The sequence below is a fragment of the Sporosarcina trichiuri genome (assembly GCF_030406775.1).
GTDB classification, from domain to species: Bacteria; Bacillota; Bacilli; order Bacillales_A; family Planococcaceae; genus Sporosarcina; species Sporosarcina trichiuri.
Genome location: NZ_CP129119.1, coordinates 1,809,830 through 1,835,186, shown reverse-complemented (window position 1 = coordinate 1,835,186; position 25,357 = coordinate 1,809,830). Strand labels below are relative to the sequence as shown.

Annotated in this window: 21 protein-coding genes; 16 read left to right on the top strand and 5 right to left on the bottom strand. The window is 55.1% G+C overall.

All coding sequences use genetic code 11. The features are described from left to right. Positions 1–213: 213 nt before the first annotated feature. Complete coding sequence (locus QWT68_RS09450; RefSeq protein WP_290148078.1) at positions 214–1,077, bottom strand: NADP-dependent oxidoreductase; 864 nt, start codon at positions 1,075–1,077, stop codon at positions 214–216. A gap of 462 nt (positions 1,078–1,539) precedes the next feature. On the opposite strand from QWT68_RS09450, the gene QWT68_RS09445 reads away from it, so the two are divergent. The 7 genes from QWT68_RS09445 (at position 1,540) to QWT68_RS09415 (ending at position 10,731) form a co-directional block, all read left to right on the top strand. Further along, positions 1,540–2,520, top strand: coding sequence for an ABC transporter ATP-binding protein (locus tag QWT68_RS09445; protein ID WP_290148077.1), 981 nt, complete (start codon positions 1,540–1,542; stop codon positions 2,518–2,520). Continuing rightward, positions 2,517–3,584, top strand: a complete 1,068-nt coding sequence (locus QWT68_RS09440) for an ABC transporter ATP-binding protein (protein WP_290148076.1) — start codon at positions 2,517–2,519, stop codon at positions 3,582–3,584. Before QWT68_RS09445 ends, QWT68_RS09440 begins: the two co-directional genes overlap by 4 nt. Then, positions 3,581–5,341, top strand: coding sequence for a peptide-binding protein (locus tag QWT68_RS09435; RefSeq protein ID WP_290148075.1), 1,761 nt, complete (start codon positions 3,581–3,583; stop codon positions 5,339–5,341). Before QWT68_RS09440 ends, QWT68_RS09435 begins: the two co-directional genes overlap by 4 nt. Positions 5,342–5,393: 52 nt before the next feature. Then, positions 5,394–6,359 (top strand): ABC transporter permease, encoded by a 966-nt coding sequence (locus QWT68_RS09430; RefSeq protein WP_290148074.1) that lies wholly within the window; start codon positions 5,394–5,396, stop codon positions 6,357–6,359. An 11-nt stretch (positions 6,360–6,370) separates the two neighbouring features. Further along, entirely contained in the window at positions 6,371–7,282 is a 912-nt protein-coding gene (gene opp4C / locus QWT68_RS09425) for an oligopeptide ABC transporter permease (protein ID WP_290148073.1), read from the top strand. Between the two features lie 28 nt (positions 7,283–7,310). After that, positions 7,311–8,807, top strand: a complete 1,497-nt coding sequence (locus tag QWT68_RS09420; protein ID WP_290148071.1) for a carboxypeptidase M32 — start codon at positions 7,311–7,313, stop codon at positions 8,805–8,807. Between the two features lie 229 nt (positions 8,808–9,036). After that, positions 9,037–10,731, top strand: a complete 1,695-nt coding sequence (locus QWT68_RS09415) for a methyl-accepting chemotaxis protein (protein WP_290148070.1) — start codon at positions 9,037–9,039, stop codon at positions 10,729–10,731. A gap of 392 nt (positions 10,732–11,123) precedes the next feature. Here QWT68_RS09415 and QWT68_RS09410 read toward each other — a convergent pair whose 3' ends face one another. After that, positions 11,124–11,666 carry a GbsR/MarR family transcriptional regulator gene (locus tag QWT68_RS09410; protein WP_290148069.1) on the bottom strand — a complete coding sequence of 181 codons (543 nt, stop codon included), beginning with the start codon at positions 11,664–11,666 and terminating at the stop codon, positions 11,124–11,126. A gap of 200 nt (positions 11,667–11,866) precedes the next feature. Between QWT68_RS09410 and QWT68_RS09405 the strand changes: the two genes are divergently transcribed. The 7 genes from QWT68_RS09405 (at position 11,867) to QWT68_RS09375 (ending at position 20,609) form a co-directional block, all read left to right on the top strand. After that, complete coding sequence (locus QWT68_RS09405) at positions 11,867–13,129, top strand: quaternary amine ABC transporter ATP-binding protein (protein ID WP_290148068.1); 1,263 nt, start codon at positions 11,867–11,869, stop codon at positions 13,127–13,129. Next, a complete protein-coding gene (locus QWT68_RS09400; RefSeq protein ID WP_290148067.1) occupies positions 13,122–13,973 on the top strand; it encodes an ABC transporter permease in 852 nt (283 codons plus the stop codon). The genes QWT68_RS09405 and QWT68_RS09400 overlap by 8 nt, the downstream gene beginning before the upstream one ends. Before the next feature lie 2 nt (positions 13,974–13,975). Beyond that, a complete protein-coding gene (locus tag QWT68_RS09395) occupies positions 13,976–14,881 on the top strand; it encodes a glycine betaine ABC transporter substrate-binding protein (RefSeq protein ID WP_290150473.1) in 906 nt (301 codons plus the stop codon). A 344-nt stretch (positions 14,882–15,225) separates the two neighbouring features. Continuing rightward, positions 15,226–17,448: an RNA polymerase recycling motor HelD gene (gene helD / locus QWT68_RS09390; protein WP_290148066.1), complete on the top strand. Its 2,223-nt coding sequence runs from the start codon at positions 15,226–15,228 to the stop codon at positions 17,446–17,448. A gap of 281 nt (positions 17,449–17,729) precedes the next feature. Further along, positions 17,730–18,227, top strand: coding sequence for a PH domain-containing protein (locus QWT68_RS09385; protein WP_290148065.1), 498 nt, complete (start codon positions 17,730–17,732; stop codon positions 18,225–18,227). Further along, on the top strand, positions 18,224–19,708 hold the full coding sequence (locus QWT68_RS09380; protein ID WP_290148064.1) for a PH domain-containing protein: 1,485 nt from the start codon (positions 18,224–18,226) through the stop codon (positions 19,706–19,708). Before QWT68_RS09385 ends, QWT68_RS09380 begins: the two co-directional genes overlap by 4 nt. Before the next feature lie 67 nt (positions 19,709–19,775). After that, a complete protein-coding gene (locus tag QWT68_RS09375; protein ID WP_290148063.1) occupies positions 19,776–20,609 on the top strand; it encodes a tryptophan-rich sensory protein in 834 nt (277 codons plus the stop codon). Between the two features lie 86 nt (positions 20,610–20,695). Here the strand turns inward: QWT68_RS09375 and QWT68_RS09370 are convergent, their stop codons facing one another. Further along, positions 20,696–21,607, bottom strand: coding sequence for an NAD(P)/FAD-dependent oxidoreductase (locus QWT68_RS09370; RefSeq protein ID WP_290148062.1), 912 nt, complete (start codon positions 21,605–21,607; stop codon positions 20,696–20,698). Positions 21,608–21,757: 150 nt separating this feature from the next. Here QWT68_RS09370 and QWT68_RS09365 point away from each other — a divergent pair, with 150 nt between their 5' ends. Further along, positions 21,758–22,573: an STAS domain-containing protein gene (locus tag QWT68_RS09365; protein ID WP_290148061.1), complete on the top strand. Its 816-nt coding sequence runs from the start codon at positions 21,758–21,760 to the stop codon at positions 22,571–22,573. Positions 22,574–22,666: 93 nt separating this feature from the next. Here the strand turns inward: QWT68_RS09365 and QWT68_RS09360 are convergent, their stop codons facing one another. Then, positions 22,667–22,975, bottom strand: coding sequence for a hypothetical protein (locus QWT68_RS09360; protein WP_290148060.1), 309 nt, complete (start codon positions 22,973–22,975; stop codon positions 22,667–22,669). A 217-nt stretch (positions 22,976–23,192) separates the two neighbouring features. Between QWT68_RS09360 and QWT68_RS09355 the strand changes: the two genes are divergently transcribed. After that, positions 23,193–24,506, top strand: coding sequence for an S-layer homology domain-containing protein (locus QWT68_RS09355; protein WP_290148059.1), 1,314 nt, complete (start codon positions 23,193–23,195; stop codon positions 24,504–24,506). Positions 24,507–24,548: 42 nt separating this feature from the next. Here QWT68_RS09355 and QWT68_RS09350 read toward each other — a convergent pair whose 3' ends face one another. Beyond that, positions 24,549–25,268, bottom strand: coding sequence for a manganese efflux pump (locus QWT68_RS09350; protein ID WP_290148058.1), 720 nt, complete (start codon positions 25,266–25,268; stop codon positions 24,549–24,551). Positions 25,269–25,357: the final 89 nt, after the last annotated feature.

The following is a 25,357-nucleotide window of genomic DNA, read 5'->3' as shown; positions in this document are numbered from 1 at the left end:
GGCACAGCCTGTCTGCCTTCCTGCATGTTGAATTTAGCACCTTGCCAGATTGCATCTGACAGGCTATCAATATGTCATACCCGAATGTTATGATTATAATCGTGTTCCGTAGAAAAAGTTCAGAAGAATGAAAATACCTCATGGCAGGGGAAGTTCCCATATCCATGCGGCGCGGCCTGAATGATGAAACTGGGGTATGCAATTCCATGCAGGTCATTCCAGGGAGAGGACGAGTTTCCCTCTGGCATGCCGGGTCTGCGTCTTCTTGAGGGCGCTGAGTCCCTGGTCGAATGGATAGACCTTTTCGATGACGAGCTGTGTCTGACCGTCCGAAATGGACGCGAACAACTCCGCCAGCTGCCTGCGGACATCCGCTTTGTGCGGCACGAATGCGACATGGATGCCGCGCTCGGGCGGAAAACGGTCGCCTGAAATCGTGATAACTGTACCGCCGTCCTTGACGACGTGCATACTGTCGGTCCCCGTGCCGGGCTGGATGGCGATGGCGGCGTCCACACCGCCCGGCCGCCAGCTGCGGATCACATCGGCCCATGCCGGGTCCCGGTAATCGACCGTTTTATCGGCCCCGAGCGACTTCATATAGTCATGGTTCTTCGGAGAGGCGGAACCCGCCACATGCCAGCCGCGCGCCTTGGCGATCTGGATGGCGAATGTGCCGATGGCGCCCGACGCGCCGGCGATGAAGACGGAATCGCCGGACTGCAGCGGCAGCGCGGTCATCGCATGGAGCACTGTGTTGCCGGCGACCGGGATGGCAGCGGCTTCAGTGAAATCCATGGAGTCAGGGATCGGGATGATCAGGGAGTCCTCCGTGACAGCGGCATACTCTGCCCATGTGCCTCCCTTCGGCTGCATCATGCTGACAAAGGCGATCCGGTCTCCCGTCTGATAGTCCGTCACGGAGCTGCCGGTCTGTTCAATGACGCCGGCTGCTTCGATGCCGATCGGATACGGGTACGCCATCTCCTGCGGCAGGAAGTAGGAATCGTGGATGCCGACACCGACCGCCCTGACGCGGACGAGCAATTCATGTTCACTGATCGAAGGACGGTCCACCTCCTGCAGGACGATATCGTCGGTGGCCTCGCTCCGTCAGACAAACGCTTTCATGATCGCATCGTTCCTTTCCGGTTGTTTGGTGAATTCAGTGTAGTATATGTACGGAGCGGCGGCCGCGGCGGAGGCCCGGCCGGCAGTTTTACACGGTGGAGGCAGCACGGGGGCAGCGGTGGCGGCGGCGTATCGGACAGTTCGTGTGAAGTATCGGCCATATGTCCGCCAGTATCGGACAGTTCGCCGGAGTTATCGGACACTTCGCGTGAAGTATCGGACATATCGCCGAATTTATCGGCATCGGGACATAATTCAGTGATGAACACCTATTGGAAGCGCTGTCTTAGTTCTGAAAACTCATTGTTATCTTAATTTCTATATGTTAGCATGTAATTTATCAAACTGTGTAATCATGATTACAAATTAATTGCGATTAAACTTGAAATTTAAAAGTGAGGTGGGAAGATGGAGCGTCCGGTATTGAATGTGGAACATTTGAAAACGTACTTTCATGTGGACGACCAGAAGATTGCGAAGGCAGTCGACGATGTATCTTTCGAGATCCGTCCAGGAGAATCACTTTCGATTGTCGGAGAATCCGGCAGCGGAAAAAGCATGACGGCGAATTCCGTCATGGGGCTGATCAGCAAGCCGGGAAGAATCGAAGACGGATCCATCCGGCTGGATGGTCGTGAACTGACAGGGCTATCCGATAAGGAACTGGAGCGGATCCGCGGCAAGGAGATGGCGATGATCTTCCAAGAACCGATGACCGCGCTGAACCCGGTATTCACAATCGGCAGTCAGATCACCGAAATGCTGCGTAAGCATAAGAGAATGGGCAAGAAAGCGGCACGTGAACAAGCGGTCCGGCTTCTCGCAGAAGTCGGCATCACACGCCCGGAGCAAATCGTCGATGAGTATCCCCACAAATTATCTGGAGGCATGCGCCAGCGTGTCATGATTGCCATTGCGATCTCCTGCCAGCCGAAATTACTCATCGCAGACGAACCGACTACTGCACTCGATGTCACCATCCAAGCACAAATCCTCACATTGCTCGACGACATGCGTAAGAAGATGGACATGTCGATACTTATGATCACTCACGATTTAGGGGTTGTCTCCGACTATGCAGACCGGGTCATCGTCATGTATGGCGGGCAGGTCGTGGAACAGGCCCCGACCAAAGAGCTGCTCCGCCATACAAAACATCCATATACACAGGGGCTGCTCGACAGCATGCCGGATTTGACCACTGATACAGACCGCCTGAAGACCGTTCCGGGGGCTGTGCCCGCTGCTACGGACTTTCCGAAGGGCTGCCGGTTCGCTTCTCGGTGTCCGTTCGTCATGGACCGTTGCCTGGAAAGCAATCCGGAGCTGCTGGAAGTCAGTCCCGGCCACTTCGCCCGCTGCCATTTGTATGAGGAGGAGGAGAAATGAGCGATTTGAACTTTAATCAGGCAGCTTCCGCGGATCATCTGCTGGAAGTGCGCCATCTGAAGAAATACTTTCCGATCAAAAGCGGAGTCATCCGTCACACGACCGGAAATGTCAAAGCGGTTGATGATGTGTCATTCAGCATCCGGGAAGGGGAAACACTTGGCGTCGTCGGAGAATCGGGTTCTGGCAAGTCCACACTCGGACGTGTGATTCTCAGGCTGCTGAGCGCAACTGACGGTACTATCACTTTCGCAGGAAGGGACATAACCGGACTGAAAGAGAAAGAGCTGCGCAGTATCCGGAAAGACATGCAGATCATCTTCCAGGATCCCTTTTCTTCGCTCAACTCGAAGATGAGTGTCCAGGAACTGATCGAAGAGACGCTGATCATCCAGACCGATATGCAGAAAGCCGAACGGAAACGGAAAGTGGAAGCGATTGTTGAGAAAGTCGGCTTGCGGGTTGCGGATCTCCAAAAGTATCCTCATGAATTTTCGGGTGGTCAGCGGCAGCGGATCAGCATTGCGAGGGCGCTCGTCAATAATCCGAAGTTCGTCGTATGCGATGAACCCGTATCTGCACTCGACGTATCCATCCAGGCGCAAGTGCTGAATCTTATGATGGACCTTCAAGATGAGCTCGGCCTGACGTATTTGTTCATCGCCCATGATCTGAGCGTCGTCAAGCATATCAGCGACCGCATTGTGGTGATGTACCTCGGCAACATTGTCGAAATCGCCCCGAAATCGGGTTTGTATGACAACCCGAAACACCCTTATACACAGGCGCTGCTCGATTCCGTCTCTGTCGTGGACAGAGGCACTGAAAAAAAGCGGACCAGAGAGAAGATCATCTTGAAAGGGACGATGCCGAGCCCTGCGGATCCGCCGTCGGGCTGCGTGTTCAGGACACGCTGCCCATTCGCTTTCGACAGGTGCATAACGGAGAAACCTGAGCTCACGGAATTGTCGGATGGTCATTTCGCTGCCTGCCACTTGAATACCGAGCCGGCCAGGGAGCACCGACTACAGAAACAGATCGAAAAAGAGGTGTCGCGGCCATGAGAACAAGAATTCGATTCCGAACGCTGGTCCTGTTGACCGCTGCCATTCTGTTGCTCGGCGCCTGCGGTTTGAAGGAAGACCGGGGGCCGGATGAATCGGCGGATACCGCACCTGGAGAACCGAAAGAAGGCGGCATCGTCGTCGGGGCAATGGCAACCGCACCGACCGGGATGTTCAACCCGATATTCTACGAAGAAGCTTACGATGAAGCGATTCTGCGATTGACGCATGAGAGCCTTGTCAGCCAGAACGACCAGCTGGAATTCGTCCCGCAGCTCGCAAAAAAATGGGAAACGAATGAGGACCAGACGGAAATCACCTTTCAATTAGAGGAAGGCGTGAAGTGGCATGACGGTGAGGAATTCACTGCAGAGGACGTTGTCTTCACCTATCAGATGATGTCCGATCCGCTGTACGTCGAAACGGGCGGTTTCCGGACGGACTATGTGCAGGGACTGAAAGGGTACGACGAATACAACGCCGGCGACACGGAAAAGTTCGAAGGCGTGACAGCGATCGATCCGTATACGGTCAAATTCAGTTTTGCGGAACCGAATGTAACTCCGCTTTACTCTGCCGGATTCCAGATCATCCCGAAGCATATCTTCGGGGAGATCCCCATCCAGGATATTCCGAAATCGGATGCCTCATTGAAAGGCGGGTCGGTCATCGGTACGGGTCCATTCAAGTTGACGAAGATCGTCGACCGCCAGCAGTACGTATTCGAGCGGAACGACGAGTATTGGAAAGGGCGCCCGCATCTCGAAAAGATTGTCTGGAAAGTCGTCGATGAAGCGATCATGACAGGGCTGCTGAAGACAGGCGACATCGATTTCGTAGCCGATCCGAACGGCATGTCGCCGGCGGATTACAAATCCGTCCAGGTTATGGGAAATCTGCAGATCATCGAACAGCCTGAGTTCGGGAACCAATTCCTTGGATTCAAGATGAATTACCGGGATCCGGCTGCCAATGACCAGAAAGCGAAGGACCCGGACAGCTGGAAAGTGAATGAGAAGATCGCCAACCCGAAAGTCCGTCAGGCGATCGCCTATGCGGTCAACCGGGAGGGGATCATCAATGGTCTTCTATATGGGCACGGAGAGAAAACGAACACTACGATCGCCCGGCAGTTCTGGGCATACAGCGAGGACGCACCGGTCGACTATACGCACGATCCCGGGAAAGCGGAACAGCTGCTCGATCAAGAAGGATATACCGACCGCGACGGTGACGGCTTCCGGGAAGATCCGGATGGCGGCAAGTGGGTGCTGAACCTCGATTTCCCGACAGGCAACAAAATCAGGGAACGGACCGCGCCTCTGCTGAAGCAGCAATTGGAGGAAGTGGGCATCCGTGTCAATATGCGGCAGCCGAAGGAAATGACAGCGTATATCGATGCGCTTGAAAACAGGGACAGCGACTGGGACCTATTCCTGCTCGGCTGGGCGCTCGACAGCCACGATCCTGATCCATCGAGCCTGTGGTCATCTGAAGCTGCCTACAACTATTCCCGATGGAACAACGAAGAGGCGGATGCCCTGCTGAAGCAGGCGATGAAAGCGCCGGAGGCATTCGATCAGGATTATAGGAAGGAAGTCTATGCTGACTGGCAGCGGGAATTCTCGGAAGACCTGCCGGCACTGTTCCTTTACGTGCAGGACAACCTATGGGTCGTGAACGACCGTGTTGAAGGAATCGAACCGCTGCCGTTCACAATCATGAACAACGTCCAGGACTGGTGGGTCAGCCGATGATCGGCCGGAATGCGGACGATTGAGCAGTCAACAAGATAGAGAGGTGAGCAAGATGTTTCAATACGCTATCAGAAGGATCCTGGTCTTCATCCCGATGCTGTTTTTGCTGACGGTCATCATTTTCGGATTGGCGAAAGCGGCACCGGGCGATCCGTTCACAGGAAAGATCCTCGATCCGAGTATCGATCCGGAAGTGTACGAACTGCGAAAGGAGGCTCTTGGGCTGAATGATCCTGTGCCTGTGCAATATATGCACTGGGTCGGATCCGTCGCCAAAGGGAATCTCGGCGAATCGATCACATACAATGGACGGTCTGTTACGGACCTGATCGGCGAACGGCTGATGAACACCGTCTACCTCGGTACGTTCGCATTGGCGATTACATTGCTTGTCGCGATTCCGATCGGTCTGTATTCAGCGAAGCATCCGTATTCGATGCTCGATTACAGCGCTACTGCGTTCGGATTCATGGGGCTTGCAGTGCCGAACTTCTTCTTCGGGCTCATTGCAATTTTCGTGTTTGCGATCAGTCTGGGCTGGTTCCCCGCACAGGGGACGGTCTCCAGCGTGGACGCGACAGGTTTTACACTGTTCCTGGACAGGCTGCACCATATGATCCTGCCGGGTCTGACACTGGGCCTGGCGGGCACCGCGACATACATGCGCTATATGCGCTCGGAAGTGCTCGATGTACTCGGCAGTGACTACATCAAGACTGCACGGGCGAAAGGGATGAGTGAATCATCCATCTTATATAAACACACGCTGCGGAATGCGATCATTCCGATCATCACACTGCTTGGATTCGAATTTGGCGCATTGCTGAGCGGTGCAGTCATCACCGAGCAGGTCTTCAACTATCCGGGGCTCGGGACACTGTTCATCACATCGATTGTCAACCGTGATTATCCGGTTGTCATGGCAATCAACCTTCTGCTGGGGGTAACGATCCTTGTCGGCAATCTGCTGGCGGATATGCTCTACAGTGCTGTCGATCCGAGAATCCGCTATGAATGAGGTGAAATTGAATGCAAACCTATCCAAATGACACAGTGCAGGACCAGCATGCTGCCGTGAAAGAGAAACCGAAAAGTCCGTTTCAGCTGGCCCTCCGCCGTTTCCTGAAAAACAAGCTTGCGGTGACTGGTGTCATCGTTCTGCTTCTGGTCATCCTGGCGGCAGTCTTCGCACCGCTTCTCACCCAGTATGATCCGGAACGGGGAGACCTCCTTGCAGTCGACAGTCCGCCGGGAAATGGCCATCTGCTCGGAACGGACAGTTCAGGACGTGATAACTGGGCACGGCTGCTCTATGGCGGACGGGTCTCCCTGATCGTCGGGTTCAGTGCGATGCTGTTCACCTTGTCGATCGGAGTGGTGACCGGAGCGATCAGCGGCTACTATGGCGGGAAGGTCGACAGCTTCATCATGAGGATGGCGGATCTGTTCCTGGCGCTGCCATTCCTCGTCCTTGCCCTGACGATCATCGCGCTGCTGGATAACGTGACCATCGGTGTCTTCGTAACCATCATAGCGATCACGACATGGCCGACATTGACCCGGCTGATCCGCGGGGCATTCCTGTCCATCCGTGAAGAGGAGTTTATCACAGGGGCGAAAGCGCTCGGTGCAAGTGATCTGCGCATCATCTGCAAACACTTCCTGCCGAACGCGGTAGGTCCGATCATCGTCAATGCGACACTCATGATGGCCACGATGATCATCGTGGAATCAGGGATGAGCTTCATCGGGATGGGGATTCCTCAGCCGACTCCGACTTGGGGTAACATGCTTTCGGAAGCGCAGAACTTGCGGGTGCTCCGCGATCAGCCGGAAGTATGGCTGCCGCCCGGTCTCGGCATCCTGGTGACCGTACTCGCCATCAACTTCATCGGTGATGGGCTGAGAGACGCGTTCGACCCGAAGAGCAACAGGCGATGACATATGCAAGGAAAGAAGGGAACGACTTATGGACTTGACCGTGAACGAACAGCGGTTCATGGAACTGATGAAAGAGCAGAACGCCTACAAGGAAGCGCTGACCGTACTGCAGTGGGATTCCCATACGCAGATGCCGCCGGGCGGCGTGGACAGCCGGGCGGACGTGACCGGCATCCTGTCGGCGAAACTCCAGGAGTCGGAGACATCCGACCGTATGAAAGACATGATCGAGGAAATGAAAGCCGTTTCGGAGAATGAATTCATCCTCCAGGCTGCAGAGGAATGCAATCGAATCTATGAAAAGAGCCGGAAGATCCCAAATGACCGCTACCGTCAGTACGTGACGCTCTGTTCGAAATCGGAGGCGGTCTGGGGAGAAGCGAGGAAAACAGATGATTTCAAGCTGTTCGAGCCGTACTTGCAGCAGATCGTCAGCTTCAACCGGGAGTTCGCGGATCGCTGGGGATACGAAGGGCATCCGTATAACGCACTGCTTGACAACCATGAACCAGGCGTCAAAGTGGATATGCTCGACGAGGTATTTCCCGCGCTGCAGCAATCGCTCACAGGTCTGATTGAACAAGTGAAGGCGAGTCCGCTGAAAGCCGACACTTCCCTGCTGACGGTCCCGTTTCCGGCAACTCGGCAGAAAGCGTTCTGTGAAGCGCTGCTGGAACGGATCGGCTACCGGTTTTCAGACGGACGCCTCGATACGTCCGCCCATCCGTACAGTTTCGCCATCAACCAGCAGGACGTCCGGCTGTCGACGAAGTATGACGAAAATGATTTCCGGACAAGTGTCTTCAGTGCCATCCATGAGGGCGGGCATGCGCTGTACGAGCAGAATATCGCACGCCGGCTGCAAGGTACACCATTATCAGCAGCGAGCTCAATGGGTATGCACGAGTCCCAGTCGCTGTATTGGGAAGTATTCGTTGCAGCAGACCGGGGATTCTGGGAAACGAATTACGATTGGTTCCGGGAATTTTCCCCGTCCCATTTCCGCTCGGTCGCTTTCGATGACTTCTACTTGGCGCTGCATGATGTGCAGGCATCCCTGATTCGGATCGACGCGGATCCGCTGACCTATCCGATGCATATCATGATGCGGTATGAGCTGGAAAAAGGTCTGATGACCGGTGATCTTAATGCGGCTGAGCTGCCGGGTGCGTGGAATGAGCAAATGGAGAAACACCTCGGTATCATTCCGCAAACAGATCGGGACGGCGTCTTGCAGGACATCCACTGGTCAAGCGGCGACTTCGGATACTTCCCATCCTATGCACTCGGCTATTTGTACGCGGCTCAGCTGCATCATTCCATGCAGAACGAGATCCCTTTCAGCAGCTGTGTGCAGGAGAACGACTTCCTGCCTGTCCGGCAGTGGTTCACCGACCATATCCATCAATACGGGAAGACGAAACGTCCGCTTGAGCTCCTTCGGGAAGCGACTTCTGAGGAATTGAACCCGAGGTATCTGATTGATTTCTACACCAAGAAGTACGGGGCGATCTACCAATTTTAAAATATACAGCAGGCTGTGTACCGTCGCAGCCTGTTTTTGTTGTATGAAAACATTACCACACCAATGGAAGTGAACTAACCATCAAGTGTAAGAGGAAAGGGTACAAAGTCATTAAAAATATATAAAAACTAGTGACTTTAGACTTGTGTGGAACTATAATAGCTCTTGTGTTCAAAATCTCAGAGAAATGAAAGCGGCCAATTGGTACGCTTAGAAGAAGGGGACTGTCATGAAACGCGTGAAAGGATTCAAAAGTTTGAAAGGCCGTCTGCTGACGGCATTCGGGATTGTTGTCCTGATGGTTTTGGGAATGGGAATCTATGTGATCTTTTCGGTCAATTCGGTGAACAAGATGACGAAGGAGATTGTGGAGCAGGATGCGCAACTGATGGCTGTCGATCTGAAACTCGCCAATACGATGGCGGGCCGTCTGTCGGCGGTGCGGGCATACATACTGTTCGGGGAGGATTCCTATAAGCAGGAATTCGAGGAATTGACAAAAGAAGGGATCGCCCTGCAGGCGGAAGCGGAAAAGCTCGGCACGTCGGGGGAATTCGGCGACTTGGTCGATCGGATGATCAGCTGGCGGAAGAAGCTGACGACGGAAGTCATCGATATGTATGATCAGAACCGTCCGGAACGTGCGGCGGATAACCTGAAGTCCCTGTCGGTCGAAGGCAATGGATTGATCGATGAATATCATGAAATCGCGGATCATCGGGAACAGCTGACGATGGACCACGGCCGTGAGATCATCGCGAGCGGGAAGCAGACCCTCACTTGGATTTTCATCGTCCTGCTGGCGGTGCTGGTTGTCAGTATCGTAGCGGCGCTGGTGACCGGACGCATTATCACAGCACCGATCCGCCGTGTCATGGACCGTATGAACCAGATTGCGGATGGAGATCTGAGCCAGAAACCGCTCGAGGTGCGCACGCGGGATGAAGTCGGCCAGCTGGCTGCGGCGACGAACGAGATGAGCAGCCGAACACGCAGTATGCTGAATGACATCGATGGCGTGTCTTCATCCGTTTCGGCACACAGTGAAGAGCTGACCCAGTCGTCGAACGAAGTCAATCTGGCGTCCCGTCAGATTGCGGTGACGATGCAGGAATTGACATCGGGTATCGAGAGTGAAGCGAATACAGCGACAGATCTGGCGATGGTGATGGAGCGGTTCGCGGAGCGTGTGGAAGATGCGAACGCCCGTGGGGAATCGGTCCGGGAAGCGTCCGAGTCGGTATTGGTGAAGACGGGAACCGGATCCGAACTCATGAGGGCATCTTCCGAACAGATGGAGCGGATCGATGCGATCGTCCAGGATGCCGTTGAGAAGATCAAAGGGCTGGACGCCCAGTCGCAGGAGATTTCGAAACTCGTTGTCGTCATCAAGGATATCGCGGACCAGACGAATCTGCTGGCACTGAACGCGGCAATCGAAGCGGCACGCGCAGGTGAGCACGGCAAAGGGTTCGCCGTCGTCGCAGAGGAAGTACGGAAATTGGCCGAACAGGTTGCAGTATCCGTGACGGATATCACCGGCATCGTCGGTACGATCCAGCAGGAATCCGGCAGTGTGGCCGGTTCCCTTGAAACTGGTTATGAAGAAGTCGAAAAAGGTACTGCACAGCTGCAGACGACCCAGGTGACGTTCGAAGAGATCCGCCAGGCAGTGGAAGCGATGGCAGAGGATATCGACATTATTTCGAAGAACCTGGAAGATATCACGGCAGGCAGTGAAGAGATGAGCGAATCGGTCGAAGAGATTGCGGCCATCTCCGAGCAGTCCGCGGCCGGAGTGCAGGAGACATCCGCCGCATCCCAGCAGACGAGCAGCTCCATGGAAGAAGTCGCTGGCAGTTCGGCGCAGCTCGCCCAGCTGGCGGAGGACTTGAACGGCCTGGTGCGTGCGTTTAAATTGTAATTTGATGAAGTGAAAGCCCGGCTGCCGATTGGCAGCCGGGCTTTTTGGCATACAGCCGGGGGATATCGGACAGATCGTGTGAAGTATCGGACACATGGCGCGCAGTATCGGACAAATCGGCGGACATATCGGACATATGGCGCGAAGTATCGGCCACATCGCCGAATTTATCGGCATCGGGACACAATTCAAGTGACTGATTGGTGCCAGCTCCGCTGGTTTTCTGTTAAGGCCAGCCACGGCCGCGGCTGCTTGCCGGGGTGTATCGGACAGTTCGCTGGAGATATCGGACATATGGTGGGAAGTATCGGACACATCGCCGAATTTATCGGCACTCAGACAAAATTCAACGGAAAACGGCAGTCCCAAGTACCCCGGGACTGCCGTTTTTATCAGTTTTCATCTTCTTTCAAAGGGACCAGGTCAAAAATCTTATGATCCTCAAACGCATCGATCAGACGGTCGAGCCAGTCATAATAATTGAGCGTGTAATCGAGCTTTTCGATATCACTGTCAATCTCCAGAAGGAGTTCTTCCGTCAGACTCTCATCGCCTTTCAGCTCGCGCAGCTCACGGAGCGACTTCCGGACGGCTGAAATATGGAGGGAGACGGCTCTTCGCCACTGGACAGTGAACATGTCGATGAAGATCTGGTACCAGTCTTCCTTCGCTTTGTACAGATCCTTGCGCACGCCTTTCTCCCAGACCCGCTCTACGAGTTTCCCGTCCGACAGGGCACGGATGGAGGTGCTCATGCTCGTTTTGCTCATCCCGAGTTTAGCGGACATATCATCCAGCGTCAGCGGGCGATCCTCGAAGAACATCATCCCGAACTGTCTGCCGGCAGACGGCGGGAGGCCATACAGATGTATGTTCTGCGCAATTGACTCGGTGACTCGTTTACGGGACTTTTCCAATTTTTCCTCTGCATCCATACGGGATGACCTCCTTGCCCTACTAGCAGTTCCTGTCTCACTTCTAACTGTTGAGTATAGCTTAGAATAACGCGAAACGGAAATCAAATTGTTTATACAGTAAAAACTGTACATAAAATTAATTAAGTAAAAACCTTGTATTACGATAATGTTACAGATATACTTGGGAACAGTGAGAAAAACTGAATCGGGGGGTTCGCATGAAAGAAGCACGTACATCCAAGAAAATCGAAGTGAGGAATGCGACGAAAATCTTCGGCAAATCGCCGAAACGCGCAGCTCAGCTTCTGAAAGAAGGAAAATCGAAGAAAGAGATCCTGAAGGAAACCGGCTCGACCGTAGGTGTCAACAATGCAGCGTTCGATGTACTGGACGGTGAAATCTTTGTCATCATGGGATTATCGGGCAGCGGAAAGTCAACGCTTGTCCGTCTGCTGAATCGGCTGATCGAGCCGACTTCGGGCCAAATCCTGATCGACGGCGTCGATATCGTGGCTATGAACAAAGAGCAGCTGCGCACGGTCCGCCGGAAAAAGATGGGGATGGTGTTCCAGAACTTCGCGCTGTTCCCGCACAAGACGATCCTGCAGAACACGGAGTACGGTCTCGAGATCCAAGGGGCCGATAAGGTGATGCGGAAGGAACGTGCCGTCAATTCCCTGGCCAAGGTCGGGCTCGCCGGCTATGAAGCGCAGTATCCCGGCCAGCTGAGCGGCGGCATGCAGCAGCGGGTCGGACTGGCAAGAGCGCTTGCGAACGATCCGGACATCCTGCTGATGGATGAGGCGTTCAGCGCGCTCGATCCGCTGATCCGCAAAGATATGCAGGACGAACTGCTGCAGCTCCATGAAGAGATGGGCAAGACGATCATCTTCATCACCCATGATCTCGATGAGGCACTGCGGATCGGGGATCGGATCGCCATCATGAAAGACGGCGTGATCGCACAGATCGGCACGCCCGAAGAAATCCTCATGAACCCTTCCAATGAGTACGTCGAACGGTTCGTCGAGGACGTGGACCTTTCCAAGGTGCTGACAGCGAACCATATCATGAAACACGCGGACACCGTCCAGATCGACCGGGGCCCGCGGGTGGCGCTGCGCCTCATGGAGAACTTGCGCATCTCCTCCATCTATGTCGTCGACAAAGGCGGCCGGCTGATGGGAGCCCTCACTGCGCAGGATGCGGTGAAGGCTGCGGAGAAGAACCTGAAAATCGAAGACGTCCTGATCACCGATGTCATCACCGTGCCGGGGGACAGTGTCCTGACCGAGCTGTTCGACATCGTCTCGACAGCCGTCATTCCGGTGGCTGTCGTGGATGAAAGGGATCGGATGAAAGGCATCATCATCCGCGGGGCACTGATCGGCGCGCTCGCCGGTGACAACTCGTTCATCAACGAAAACGGTGAGATCGACGCAGAGCCGTCAGTGGAAGCGGAGGTGGCTGCACATGAATGAACTGCTTCCGAGACTGCCGTTTGCGGATTGGATCGATGAAGGGGTCGACTGGCTGGTCGATATGTTCGGGCCATTGTTTGACGGCATTGCAACCGGCTTGGAGACGACCGTTGAAGCATTCGTGGAAGTGCTCGACTTCCCGCCATCGATTCTGCTGGCTGTGATCTTCGCGGTGATCGCCTGGTGGCTGTCCACGAAGAAAATTGCGGCGCTGACACTGTTCGGCTTCCTGTTCATCGACTATTTGGGGTATTGGTACCCGATGCTGCAGATGCTTGCGCTGGTGCTGACGTCGGTGGTCATCGCCATCATCATCGGGGTGCCGATCGGCATTTGGATGTCCCAGCAGCTGGCGGCCCGTCGCATCATCACACCGATCCTCGACCTGATGCAGACGATGCCGGCGTTCGTCTATCTGATCCCGGCGATCTTCTTCTTCAATATCGGAGTGGTGCCGGGGCTCGTCGCTTCCATCATCTTTGCGATGCCGCCGACAATCCGGCTGACGATGCTCGGCATCGAACAGGTGCCGCAGGACTTGATTGAAGCGACGGAGGCGTTCGGCTCGACGACTTGGCAGCGCCTGCTGAAAGTGCAGATCCCGCTTGCAAAGCCGAACATCATGGCCGGTGTGAACCAGAGCATCATGCTGTCGCTGTCGATGGTCGTCATCGCCTCGATGGTCGGTGCACCGGGGCTCGGTACGAAAGTGTATCAGGCGGTCACCCAGCTGAAGACAGGGGTCGGCGTGGAAACAGGTGTCGCCATCGTATTGGTCGCCATCATTCTCGACAGGATTACGCAACATGCAGGACGATCCAAACAAGGGGGAAACGAATCATGAAATTGACGAAAAAACTAGCAGGAATCAGTGCGGTATCACTATTGGCGTTGGGGCTCGCAGCATGCGGCGACGATGACGCGGACAAAGGCAGCGCATCCGGCGGATCTTCGGATAAACCGGTCGGCGAACAAGTCGATTACAAGATCACCGGTATCGACCCGGGCGCAGGCATCATGGAAGCGACGAACCGTGCCATCGACGATTATGGCCTCGACAAATGGACATTGACGACAGGCTCCGGGGCTGCCATGACGGCCGCTCTGAAGAAAGCGTATGACAAAGAGGAGCCGATCATCGTGACGGGCTGGTCGCCGCACTGGATGTTCACGAAATACGACCTGAAGTATCTGGATGACCCGGAAGGCTCGTACGGCGGCGATGAAGAGATCCATACCATCGGCAGCATGAAGCTGAAAGATGAAAAGCCGGAAGCCCATGAAATCCTGTCGAACTTCAAGTGGGAAGAGGACGATATGGGGACTGTCATGGTGGACATCATCGACGGGAAAGATCCCGAAGAAGCGGCACAGAGCTGGATCGATGACAATCCGGACAAAGTCGCGGAATGGACAGATGGTGTGGAAGATGTCGACGGCGATGAATTCAAATTCGTCTATGTTGCATGGGACAGCACAGTGGCCAGCACGAATGTGATGGCGAAAGTGCTGGAGAGCAAAGGCTATAACGTCAAGATGTCACAAGTGGAAGCCGGTCCGATGTGGACAGCGGTCGCTGACGGCAGTGCCGATGCCCTGCTCGCAGGATGGCTGCCGGTGACACACAAGACGTATGCTGAAAAGTATGACGGCAAGTTCGAAGATGTCGGCGTCAGCATGGAAGGTGTCAAGATCGGTCTGACAGTACCGGAATACATGGATATCGACTCAATTGAAGACTTGAAGGAATAACACTTTGAACCCCCGCCGGCTGGCGGGGGTTTTTACATGTGCTGAGGAGTGCTGGCCGGGGGGTATCGGACAGATCGGGTGAAGTATCGGACACATGGCGCGAAGTATCGGACAGATTGGCGGAGATATCGGACGAATGGAACGAAGTATCGGCCACATCGCCGAATTTACCGGCACTTAAACACAATTCAAGGAATGGGTCGTCAGGAACATACCTGTACCTGAATTTTCGAAATTCATGTTGCGGCAGGCTGCTGGCAATGGTACAATCATCGTCTGTTTAAAATTTCCCCTAAGCAATCCGGAAACGGCAGGACAAATTTCAGGAAACGGAGGGTCTGTCCATGCAGAGACACCCCGATTTTGAGTTTGAGGCTGAACGTCTGGAGTATACCATCCACTACATGCAGCGGCTGCTGGCTGAATCGCAGCGTGACGTGGATGCCTCACAGGAGCAGATCCGCCATTCGATGGCCGATCTCGACTACTTGGACTCCAGTCTGAGCTACATCAACATCCTCACGAACACCCGATTTTTCGAAATGGCACGATCCCAGAAGGAAACCTTTGAAGCGGTACAGCAGAAACCGTATTTCGCCCGTATCCACTTCCAGCCTGATGATGAAAAGGACCAGATGCTCTACATCGGCAAAACGTCCGTCTTCCATCAGGAGACGCAGGATCCGATCATCGTCGACTGGCGCTCGCCCGTCGCGAACGTCTATTATGACGGGCGGCTCGGTGATCTGACGTATGACGTCCGCGGTGAGCAGATCCACGGTCATCTGCATTCGAAGCGGCAGTACCAGATCGAGGACGGCGAACTGCTCGGCGTCCGGGATATCGATCTGACGACGAATGACGAACTGCTGCAGGAGGCGCTTGCCGGCAAGGCGGACGTCCGGCTGACCGAGATCATCTCGACCATCCAGTCGGAGCAGAACGACATCATCCGGGCCAGCCTCCATAAGCCGATCATCGTGCAGGGGGCAGCCGGCAGCGGAAAGACGACGATCGCCCTCCACCGGATTTCGTATTTCCTCTATACGATGGGGACCGATTTCCCGGCAGACAAATTGATGATCCTCGCGCCGAGCAAACTGTTCATGGATTATATTGCCGATGTGCTGCCGGAGCTCGGCGTCGGGGCCGTCAACCAGACAACGTATGAAGACTATGTGCTGGCGGCCACCGGACTGAACTTGAACCTGACAGACCCGAACGGCAGGCTGGAGCGGCTCGCTTCCTCGGCGTCTGCTGAAGATCCGGCGATTACGGTCGCCCGGCTGAAAGGGTCCGGGGAGTACCGGCGGATCATGGAGCGCTACATACGGAAGCTCGAGGCTGAGACGGCTGCGCTGTTCGAAGACGTATTCATCGACAAATACAGGATCATGGGGGCGAAACGGCTCCGGAATCTTTTCCTGGAGGATTTCGGATACTTGCCGATCGAGAAACGGCTGGAGCGGATACGTCTGATCATGAACTCAGAAGTGACACGGAAGCGGAAGCAGCTGTATGCGCTGCTGTCGGATAAATATGAAGAAGCGCTCGACAAAGCGCTGTACGGCATCAAGGACGACGAAAAGCGCAGGCTGCGCATCACGATGATCATGGATGAACGGGACGTCCGGCTGCCTGCCGTGGAACGGGAAGGGAAGCGGAAAGTCTCTTCCTATATGAAACGCTTCAAGAAGTTCAATGTGAAATCGCTGTACCGCACTTGGCTGACAGACAGCGCGCTGCAGGAGGAACTGGCGCCGGAGTGGACGGAGGAGTTCACAGCTGCATTCCGCGGTATGCATACGAAGAATACGTGGGAGTCCGAGGATCTGGCAGCGCTCTATGACCTGCATATCCAGTTGAAAGGACTGGACGGCGAATGGAAGATGCGCGCGGTGTTCATCGACGAAGCGCAGGATTACAGCGAATACCAGCTGGCGGCGCTGCATGACGGTCTCGGCACGGACCTGTTCACGCTCGTCGGCGACCTGGCGCAGGGCATCCACAGCTACCGGGCGCTGACGTCCTGGGAGCCGGTGCTGCAGATGCTGCCCGAAGCGACGTACACGACGCTTCAGAAGAGCTACCGGACGACGATCGAAGTCATGGAACTCGCCAACACGGTGCTTGCACAGATGGATGAGGACCTGCCGCTCGTCGAACCTGTCGTGCGGCATGGGATCCCTCCGGTATTCCATGAGATGGACGTGCTGGACAGCGGGCAGCTGAAGCTGGTTCTGGAGGAAATCGCATCTAGAGGCCATCGGTCGGTCGCGATGATCTGCAAGACGATGGCGGAAGCGCAGTCACTGACAGCGGCGCTTGAGCAGGCGGGGATGGCGGTCCAGCTCCTGATGCCGGACAGTGATATCGATGAGTCCCGTCTGCTGATCGTCCCGAGCGTCCTGTCGAAAGGGCTGGAGTTCGATGCGGTGCTCATCGCGGCGTACACCGATCCATTCCGCGATACGGCGATCGACCGCAAACTCCTTTACGTGGCGATGACCCGCCCGATGCATGAGCTCCATATACTCGGCCGCGCTGCGGATGCGCTGCTCGGGTGAAAGACGGAAGAACCCTGCTGGCGGTGCCGGCAGGGTTCTTCAGTGCGTTCGGAAGGTGTATATCGGACAAAGTGTGTGAAGTATCGGCCGTTTGGCGCCGCTTATTGGACATTTGGCTGGAGATATCGGACAGAACATGTGAACTATCGGCCACTTTGCCGAATTTATCGGCAACTGGGCACAATTCCATACTTTACTCCGCGGCAGCCGCTCGCAATCTTTGATTCTCGTTCCGAATTTTGTTGTAATGTAGACAGATGATCACGTGCGGAGGGATGCGGATGGAACAGGAAATCAAAATGCCCGAGCAACGGCTGGCGGAACAGACGGTGCCGGCGCTGCGGCTCGGATCCACGGTGGGACATGGCGTCACTGCAGTGCTGCTGGCCGTTTTGTACGGGCTGAATGTCTGGTTCTCTTGGGGCCGCTGGGCGGAATGGACGATAGCCATCTTGGCGGCACTCACTTTGCTGTCCGCCGTCTGGGGAATCGGGGTTCGGCCTGTACTGTTGCATCGGTACTACCGTTACAGTGCGGATGAGGAGTTTCTCCAGCTGAAATCCGGCGCCTTCCATGAAGTCCATGAATTGGTGCCAATGGCGAAAATCCAGGCGGTCTCGACGAATCAGGGACCGATCTTGCGGCGCTACAACTTGTACTCACTGGAAATTGAAACCATGGGGTCGACCCATGGGATTCCGGCATTGAAGAAAGAGACGGCGCTCGAACTGCGTAACATGATCGCAGTCTATGCAAAAATCCGGGAAGTGGATGAATGATGACATACCGACGCTATCATCCGCTGACGATCCTATTCAGCATCGCTGGCTTCCTGAAGAATTTCGGGATCATCATCGTCATAATGATGCTCAACATCCAGTCGGACTCCTGGCTGAATCGGATCAGCCGCTGGCTCATGCTGGCCGCGCTTGCCGCGACGGTCATCAGCAGCATTCTGAAATGGTTCACGCATCGATATGCGGCAGACACCGACGCGTTCCGGCTGGAGGAAGGACTGTTTGAAAAGACGGAGCGCACTGTCGATTACAGCCGCATCCAGAATATCCACCGGCATCGGTCACTGCTCCATAAACTGTTCGGGGTGACCTCGGTGACATTCGAAACTGGCACGTCCGGTATGAATGCAAGTGTCAAATTCGATGTGCTGGCTCCCACGGAAGCTGACAAGCTGGAAGCAGCGGTGCATGCTGTACACCATCCGGTCGCTGTGGAAAGCGGGGCAAGTGATGAGGAGGGCAGCGGCCCGGCTGCACCTGCCGACCGGACTGTCCACTTCACGCCGACCCGGAAAGATACGGTGAAAGCCGCATTCACATCCTTCAGTTTCCTTGTCCTGATTGCAGCGGCTGCATCGATTCTGTCGAAGCTCGATTCGATCTTCAGCGTTGACGACTATTTGAAAGGCCGGTTCAGCGGCTTGCTGACGAACGGCTGGGTCGTTGCGGCTGCTGTCATCCTGCTTGTCCTGCTGTCTGTAATAGCGGGACTGGTATGGACATTCTTGAAATATGGAAGCTATGAAATCGCTTCGGATAATGAACGGATCTTCATCCGGAAAGGGACTGTCGACGAGACAGCATTCACTATTGCTAAAGGAAGGGTGCAGGGGGTAGAAATCACCCAGTCGTTCATGAAGCGGATGCTCGGCTTGGCAGAAGTGAAATTGATCAGTGCTGGCGACTTGGGGGATGAGGAGCACGAAGTGAGCACCCTCTATCCGTTCCTGCCGGTCGAACGGGCGCATACGATGATCCATGAGCTGCTGCCGCAGTTCAAAGTGCTCGGAGGGATGCATCGGCTGCCGATAAAATCCCTCGCAGTACGGCTCATGAAACCGTATTGGGTCTGGCTCATTGTGACGGCAGCACTGGTGTACTTCCGGCCATCCATCTTCGGGCTGACGCTTGGCTGGCTGCTCGTGGCGTTTGTTTTGCTGCTGTTGACCGCAGCGGGCCGGGCTGCAGGCTACTGGAATACGCAGTATGCGATGGACGGCGTGTACATCCAGCTGAGTGAAGGAGTTTTTGAAAAAACGACCTTCCTGACACGCCGTGAAAAAATCATCGAGGCATCAGTCAAGCGGACAAAACTGCAGCAGATGACAGGGCTTGCCACCATCCGGTTCATCAATCGGGCGCATCCTGTCCGGCATGCGGACCTGCCGGATGTCCCTCTTCAGGAAGCACTTGCATTCCTCCGTTGGTATTACGGCCGCCAAGAGGACGTACAGAACAGGTGACCAAGTTTGATGGAGATCCCCCTAAGGAATACTGAACCAGAGATACAAATAGGAAAGGAGTGAAGAAATGGGAAGGACACGCAAATTCAGCAGGACGGGTCTGATCGTGCTGATTACATACGTCCTCATGATTCTCATGAACTACTTGGCAAATGCACTGCCGCTGAATGGGATGACGACGGGGGAAGTGTCGGATTCGTACAGCAATCTATTTGCCCCGGCTGGCTATACATTCGCTATCTGGGGCCTGATTTACGTACTTCTTGCATTTCATGTCATCTATCAGCTCGGATTCTTCAGGACTGGGGAACGATCGAAAGTGCGCCAGCTGACGGAACGGGTGGCCGTCTGGTTTTCCGTATCGTCGGTTGCGAACGCCTTATGGATTGCGGCCTGGCACTACGGGAAGCTCGGCCTCTCGGTCGTGCTCATGCTGGTCATCTTGGTGAGCCTGATCGTTATTACTGCCATGACGGGCAAAACGGAGCTGTCGATGAAAGAGAAGTTCTTTTTGCGCCTGCCATTCACCGTCTACTTCGGCTGGATCACGGTCGCGACGATTGCAGATATCACGGCGTTCCTCGTCAAGTCGGACTGGAGCGGTTGGGGGCTCTCGGATGCGAAATGGACAGTCATTGTCCTGCTGCTCGGAGTGGCCATCGGCATTTTGACGATACTCAGAACATGGAGTGCTCCTTATGGCTTTGTTCTTGTCTGGGCCTATATCGGAATCTACAGCAAACACATTGCTCCGGATGGCTGGAACGAGCACTATCCCGGCATCATCCTGACCGTATCGATCTGCATCTTGCTGCTTGCGCTGTTAAGCTTGTGGGTGCTTATCAAACGACGAAAAAAACGGAACCGCGGCTACAGCAGCGGTTACAGCCGGATCCGATGAATGACGGGTGCATGCTGGAAAAAAGAAGACCGCACGGAACGGGACAAGAAGCCTCCCGTTCCGTGCGGTCTTTCCTGTTTCAAAAATTACGTCGGTCCGTCGAAAAATTCATTGGTCAGGTCTCCGTTAATTCCGATGGCGGCGGCACTTCCGCTTCCGGCTGCTACGATCAGCTGAGCCGGAACGATATTGGCCATGTCGCCCGCAGCATATACGTTCCACACATTTGTCCGGCCGTACTCATCTGTCCGGATCCCCCCGATTTCGTTCAATTCACAGCCGAGCGATTCTGCAAAATGATCGCCGTGACTCCAGAGGGGGCTGACAAATCCATAGGACCGGTCGATCAGGGTACCGTCCTCGAGCCGGACGCATTCCAATTGGCCATCCGTCCCTTCGAGGGCTGATATGATGTCTTCGAAGACACGGATGCCATGGGCTTCCAGCCGTGATCGATCTTCCAGTTCCAGCCGGCCTTCCCCGTTCGTGAAGACGATGAGGTCCCGGCTCCAGGTGAACACTTCCTTGGCGAGTTTATAGACGTTCTTATCGGCAATGACCGCAAGCGGCTCATCCCGGACTTCCCAGCCGTCGCAATACGGGCAGCTGAACAGGCTGGTGCCGTAGAAACGCTCGATGCCCGGGATGTTCGGCTGTTCGTCTTTCAGGCCGGTCGCAAGCAGAATCTTCGTGCAGTGGTAGACTTTCCCGGACGCCGACGTCACCTCGTAATGTGTTTTCGTGACTCTTTCGGCATCGACGGCTTTCTCACGGATCACTTCGACGGTGGGATACACCGCCAGTTCCTCATGGGCAAGCTTCCGGAGTTCCGACGGGCGGATGCCATCCCTTGTCAGGAATCCGTGCGCTTCCCGGACGACACGGTTGCGGGCGTTATCGTCATCGAACAGCACGACATTCCGCCGGCTGCGGCCGAGGACGAGCGCGGCGTTCAGGCCGGCCGGACCGCCGCCGATTATGGCACAATCATAGATCATAGTTCCTTCATCCTTTCTGCATATGTACACTGTACCCGGGACCGCGCTGTTTAAGCCATGGGGATTTCATCGGCCGGGCCATCTGCAGGAAAGACAGCAGGCTGCAACTCCTGTATAATGGAAGCCATCAACTGACAAGGTGTGATGATCGTGGAGACAAACAGGGAACTGATCCGCTTCTTGACGGACCATGCCGGTCAACTGGCGGAGGATGTAGTGGAACGGGTAAGCGGGCTGCTCGGGGATGTCACGGACGAAGAGCTGAAACAGGCGCGTCTCATGTACGCACAATTATGGAAAGCGCTTGCGGACACATTGCGGACCGGTGAACTGCGCGTGCCTGAAGCCCTGATGAGATGGAGCCGGAGCAATGCGGCCATCCAGACGAAGAACAGCGGCTCCATCGCTGCAGTAGCGGACAGATATCCGCCATCGCGGGATGCGATCGCGGATCTGCTGCTTGAAATCAGTGAACAGCTGGGCGTGTCGCTGAAAGAATACGCGCACCTGAGCAAGCTGGTCAACCGGTTCCTCGATCTGAGCCTGCAGGAGAAATACTATGCGTATGAACGGCTGTCCAAGCTGTACCAATCGGATGCCGAGGATGAACTTGCTGAACTGTCAGCGCCTGTCGTTCCTGTCTACGACGGCATCGTCATCATCCCGTTCATCGGCCGGATCACGGACGATCGGGCGTATGCGATCATGAACAAAGTGCTCCCGAAAGTGGCGGAGATGAACGTCACCTGCACAATCGCCGACTTCTCGGGACTTGCCGCAGTCGATGATCATATCATGCATCTGCTGCAGCAGGTCGAAGGGGCGCTCGAACTGATGGGGATCCACGTCATCTCCACAGGCATCCGGCCGCACCTTGCACAAAGCATCGTCAATTCGGGACAGGCACTTGCAGGCCGCAGCTATTACGGCAATGTGAAGCTGGCACTCGAAAGCATCATCAAGTGAAAGGGCAGGCCGCAATTGAAACGGGTCTGCCCTTTCCGGGTGCACCTATGACAGCTGGTCGGAAAAAACCGGACGGGGGGTTCCGTCCGGTTTTCAAAGCTGCACATAGGCATTTTCGTTTTTTGAGGATAGGAGGCGGTTCTGTTCGGTGAATTCGTCTTCCGTCAGCAGTCCGGATGCATGGAGACCGCGGATGCGTTCCTGTTCACCGGCCAGGAACTTATGCCGTGCACCATGCGCCGACCGGATGGGCAGCGCTGACTTGCGGCGCAGTCTGCGTATGCAGAAGATGGCGAGCTGCAGACCGCTGCAGAGCAGCAGAATCGCGGCACCGGCAAAAAACGATTGTGTAAACCCCCATGTGCCCAGAAGGACAAAAACACCGAAAACAGACCAGCTCATAACGTTCAACCTCCACGTGATAGTACGTTCATTATATCTATTTATCTAATAGACGTATAAGAGTACAAAGACCTATAACTGATTCTTTTTCACTTGATTCCGACAAAAATCACCTGACAGATCCATCCGCGAACCGGCAAGAATCTATTCAGATCGGGTCGAACAGACCGATGAAAAAAGAAGGCCGACAGATAAAGAGCAACAGGGGGAATTCGAATTGGACAGCAGACAACGATGGTGGAGACGGCTTGGTGTGCTGGCGGTGCTTGGCGTGCTGATCGCCGCGATTCTACCTGATCAGGCCGCAGCAGAACCGTTCCGTGACGTATCACCCGCCTACTCGGAAGCCGTCAGCTATTTGACGGAACAGCAATATACGAACGGGGTCGCGCCAGATCTGTTCGGAACCGATCAGCCGATCACCCGCGGCAGTGTCGCAGTCATTCTGGCGCGGGCGCTGCAGCTGCCGATGCCTGCTCCGGGCAGCCGGGAATTCAGTGATGTCCCGACGCGTGCGGAGCAGGCGGTTGCGGCTTTGAAGACCGCCGGGATCATCCGCGGCAAACGGCCGGGCTATTTCGGATTCGACGAGCCGGTGAAACGCGGGGAAATGGCGCTCATGCTGAGCCATGAGCATGCCTATTCGCTGAGCGGCGATGGGTCCGGCCTCACCTTCCGGGATGTCGGCAGCCGGTATGCAGAGGCAGTCGCGGGATTGGTCGGAGCTGCGATTGCACAAGGGAAAACACAGGATGCCTTCGGAACGCAGGATCGGCTGAAACGAGGGGAATTTGCGCTGTTCATCTACCGGGCTGAAATGGACCGTATCACGAAGCAGCTGCCGAAGACCTATCCGGATCTTGCGGACAAGCTGAACAGCGGGACAGTCCGTTCCATCAAACTGATCGGCGACAGCATCTCTGCCGGTATGGGAGCGGACGGCTACCAAGTGCCTGAAGATGGGCGGGTCATCCTGGAAGACGGATCGACTGTCTATCGGGAAGCGTCCTTTGACGCTGCATCCTGGGCGAATGCATTCCGGACCTATGCGGGGCAGCCGCGCTTCGGAGACATCGATTTCTTCAATGCCGGGGTCAGCGGGAAAACCGCGCAGTGGGCGCTGGAACGCGCCGACCGGCTGATGGAGCCGCGGGAGGATGTCGTGTTCGTCATGATCGGCACGAACGACCGGATCATCGGAACGCTTGCACAGTATGAGCGGACGGTCCGCAAACTGCTGAAAGAGGCGGATGCGAAGTCCGGACTGCTGGTCGTCATGGCGCCGCCGCCTTCTGCAAATGATATCGGCAATTACCGGTTCAGCCCGGCAGGTATCAACAACGTATTGAAGCGGATCAGCCTGGAGGAAGGGTACCTCTTCATCTCCCATTATGATGCGATGACTGCATATCTCAAGAGCCACCCGGATACCGCCTATGGAGATCTGATGGAGACAACCAGTCCTCATCCGACAACCAAAGGATATGAAGTTATGTGGGACACGATCCGCACGGCACTTCAATTGAACTGAAAAAGCGCAGCTGCCGAAACTTTTGGCAGCTGCGCTTTTTGATTACAACATAATTTCAACCAAGCCGATGACGATCAGGAGAACGCCTGCAAAAGCTGCGGGATACCGGCCGATCCACGTGCGTGCGAGCAGCGTGCCGAACCGGTGGCTGCCCCCGATGGTGATGAACGAGAAAAATCCGACCGATAAAACCGTTCCAAGCATCGAGCTGCCGCTTACCCCCATTCCGAACCCGGCGGCCAGGCAATTTGCTGCAAGTACGAAGCCGAGGGGGATGGCCTCCCGTACAGAAATCACACGATTCCCATCCGTGTCGGCTGTTTTTGCATCCTCATACGCTTCCACTTGCCCGAATTTCGGCTGGCACAGCATCCAGACCCCAATCGCGCACAGCAGCAGACCTCCAATCCAGTCCGCCGCATTGGGAGTGATGAACGCCGCAATCCGGTCGCCAGCAAGCATTGAAAATGAGGTGACTGCCATGGATATCACGGCAATCATCAAATTTGAAATGAGCGGTATCCTCGTCTTTTGAATGCCGTATGCGAGCCCGATCCCTAAGTTATCCAAATTGGCCGCAATGCCAAGGAAAATCACAAGTAACAGATGCAAAGATTCCGCCTCCCCGGTGTACTCCTCAGTATATGCGGGCGTTTCCGGCGGCACGTGACAAATGCGGAACAGCTGACATGCCTCATTACTTGAAACTGACCGGCGGCAGAACCGGTAGAAAATTCTTTCATTATACTTGGAGTTAAGCATTGCCGGCTGAGAGGAAGGTATGCTATTCTGAAAATGTGTAATCGGTTACACATTTAGTTGGTGAACGACCTACTCTATTGGAACAGGTG

Bases quoted from the DNA above. Each gene is read 5' to 3' on its own strand.
- QWT68_RS09445 (WP_290148077.1), top strand. From the start codon at position 1,540: ATGGAGCGTCCGGTATTGAATGTGGAACATTTGAAAACGTACTTTCAT.
- QWT68_RS09375 (WP_290148063.1), top strand. From the start codon at position 19,776: ATGGGAAGGACACGCAAATTCAGCAGGACGGGTCTGATCGTGCTGATT.
- opp4C (WP_290148073.1), top strand. From the start codon at position 6,371: ATGCAAACCTATCCAAATGACACAGTGCAGGACCAGCATGCTGCCGTG.
- QWT68_RS09410 (WP_290148069.1), bottom strand. From the start codon at position 11,666: ATGGATGCAGAGGAAAAATTGGAAAAGTCCCGTAAACGAGTCACCGAG.
- QWT68_RS09435 (WP_290148075.1), top strand. From the start codon at position 3,581: ATGAGAACAAGAATTCGATTCCGAACGCTGGTCCTGTTGACCGCTGCC.
- QWT68_RS09350 (WP_290148058.1), bottom strand. From the start codon at position 25,268: ATGCTTAACTCCAAGTATAATGAAAGAATTTTCTACCGGTTCTGCCGC.
- QWT68_RS09420 (WP_290148071.1), top strand. From the start codon at position 7,311: ATGGACTTGACCGTGAACGAACAGCGGTTCATGGAACTGATGAAAGAG.
- QWT68_RS09415 (WP_290148070.1), top strand. From the start codon at position 9,037: ATGAAACGCGTGAAAGGATTCAAAAGTTTGAAAGGCCGTCTGCTGACG.
- QWT68_RS09430 (WP_290148074.1), top strand. From the start codon at position 5,394: ATGTTTCAATACGCTATCAGAAGGATCCTGGTCTTCATCCCGATGCTG.
- QWT68_RS09400 (WP_290148067.1), top strand. From the start codon at position 13,122: ATGAATGAACTGCTTCCGAGACTGCCGTTTGCGGATTGGATCGATGAA.
- QWT68_RS09405 (WP_290148068.1), top strand. From the start codon at position 11,867: ATGAAAGAAGCACGTACATCCAAGAAAATCGAAGTGAGGAATGCGACG.
- helD (WP_290148066.1), top strand. From the start codon at position 15,226: ATGCAGAGACACCCCGATTTTGAGTTTGAGGCTGAACGTCTGGAGTAT.
- QWT68_RS09385 (WP_290148065.1), top strand. From the start codon at position 17,730: ATGGAACAGGAAATCAAAATGCCCGAGCAACGGCTGGCGGAACAGACG.
- QWT68_RS09380 (WP_290148064.1), top strand. From the start codon at position 18,224: ATGATGACATACCGACGCTATCATCCGCTGACGATCCTATTCAGCATC.
- QWT68_RS09370 (WP_290148062.1), bottom strand. From the start codon at position 21,607: ATGATCTATGATTGTGCCATAATCGGCGGCGGTCCGGCCGGCCTGAAC.
- QWT68_RS09440 (WP_290148076.1), top strand. From the start codon at position 2,517: ATGAGCGATTTGAACTTTAATCAGGCAGCTTCCGCGGATCATCTGCTG.
- QWT68_RS09360 (WP_290148060.1), bottom strand. From the start codon at position 22,975: ATGAGCTGGTCTGTTTTCGGTGTTTTTGTCCTTCTGGGCACATGGGGG.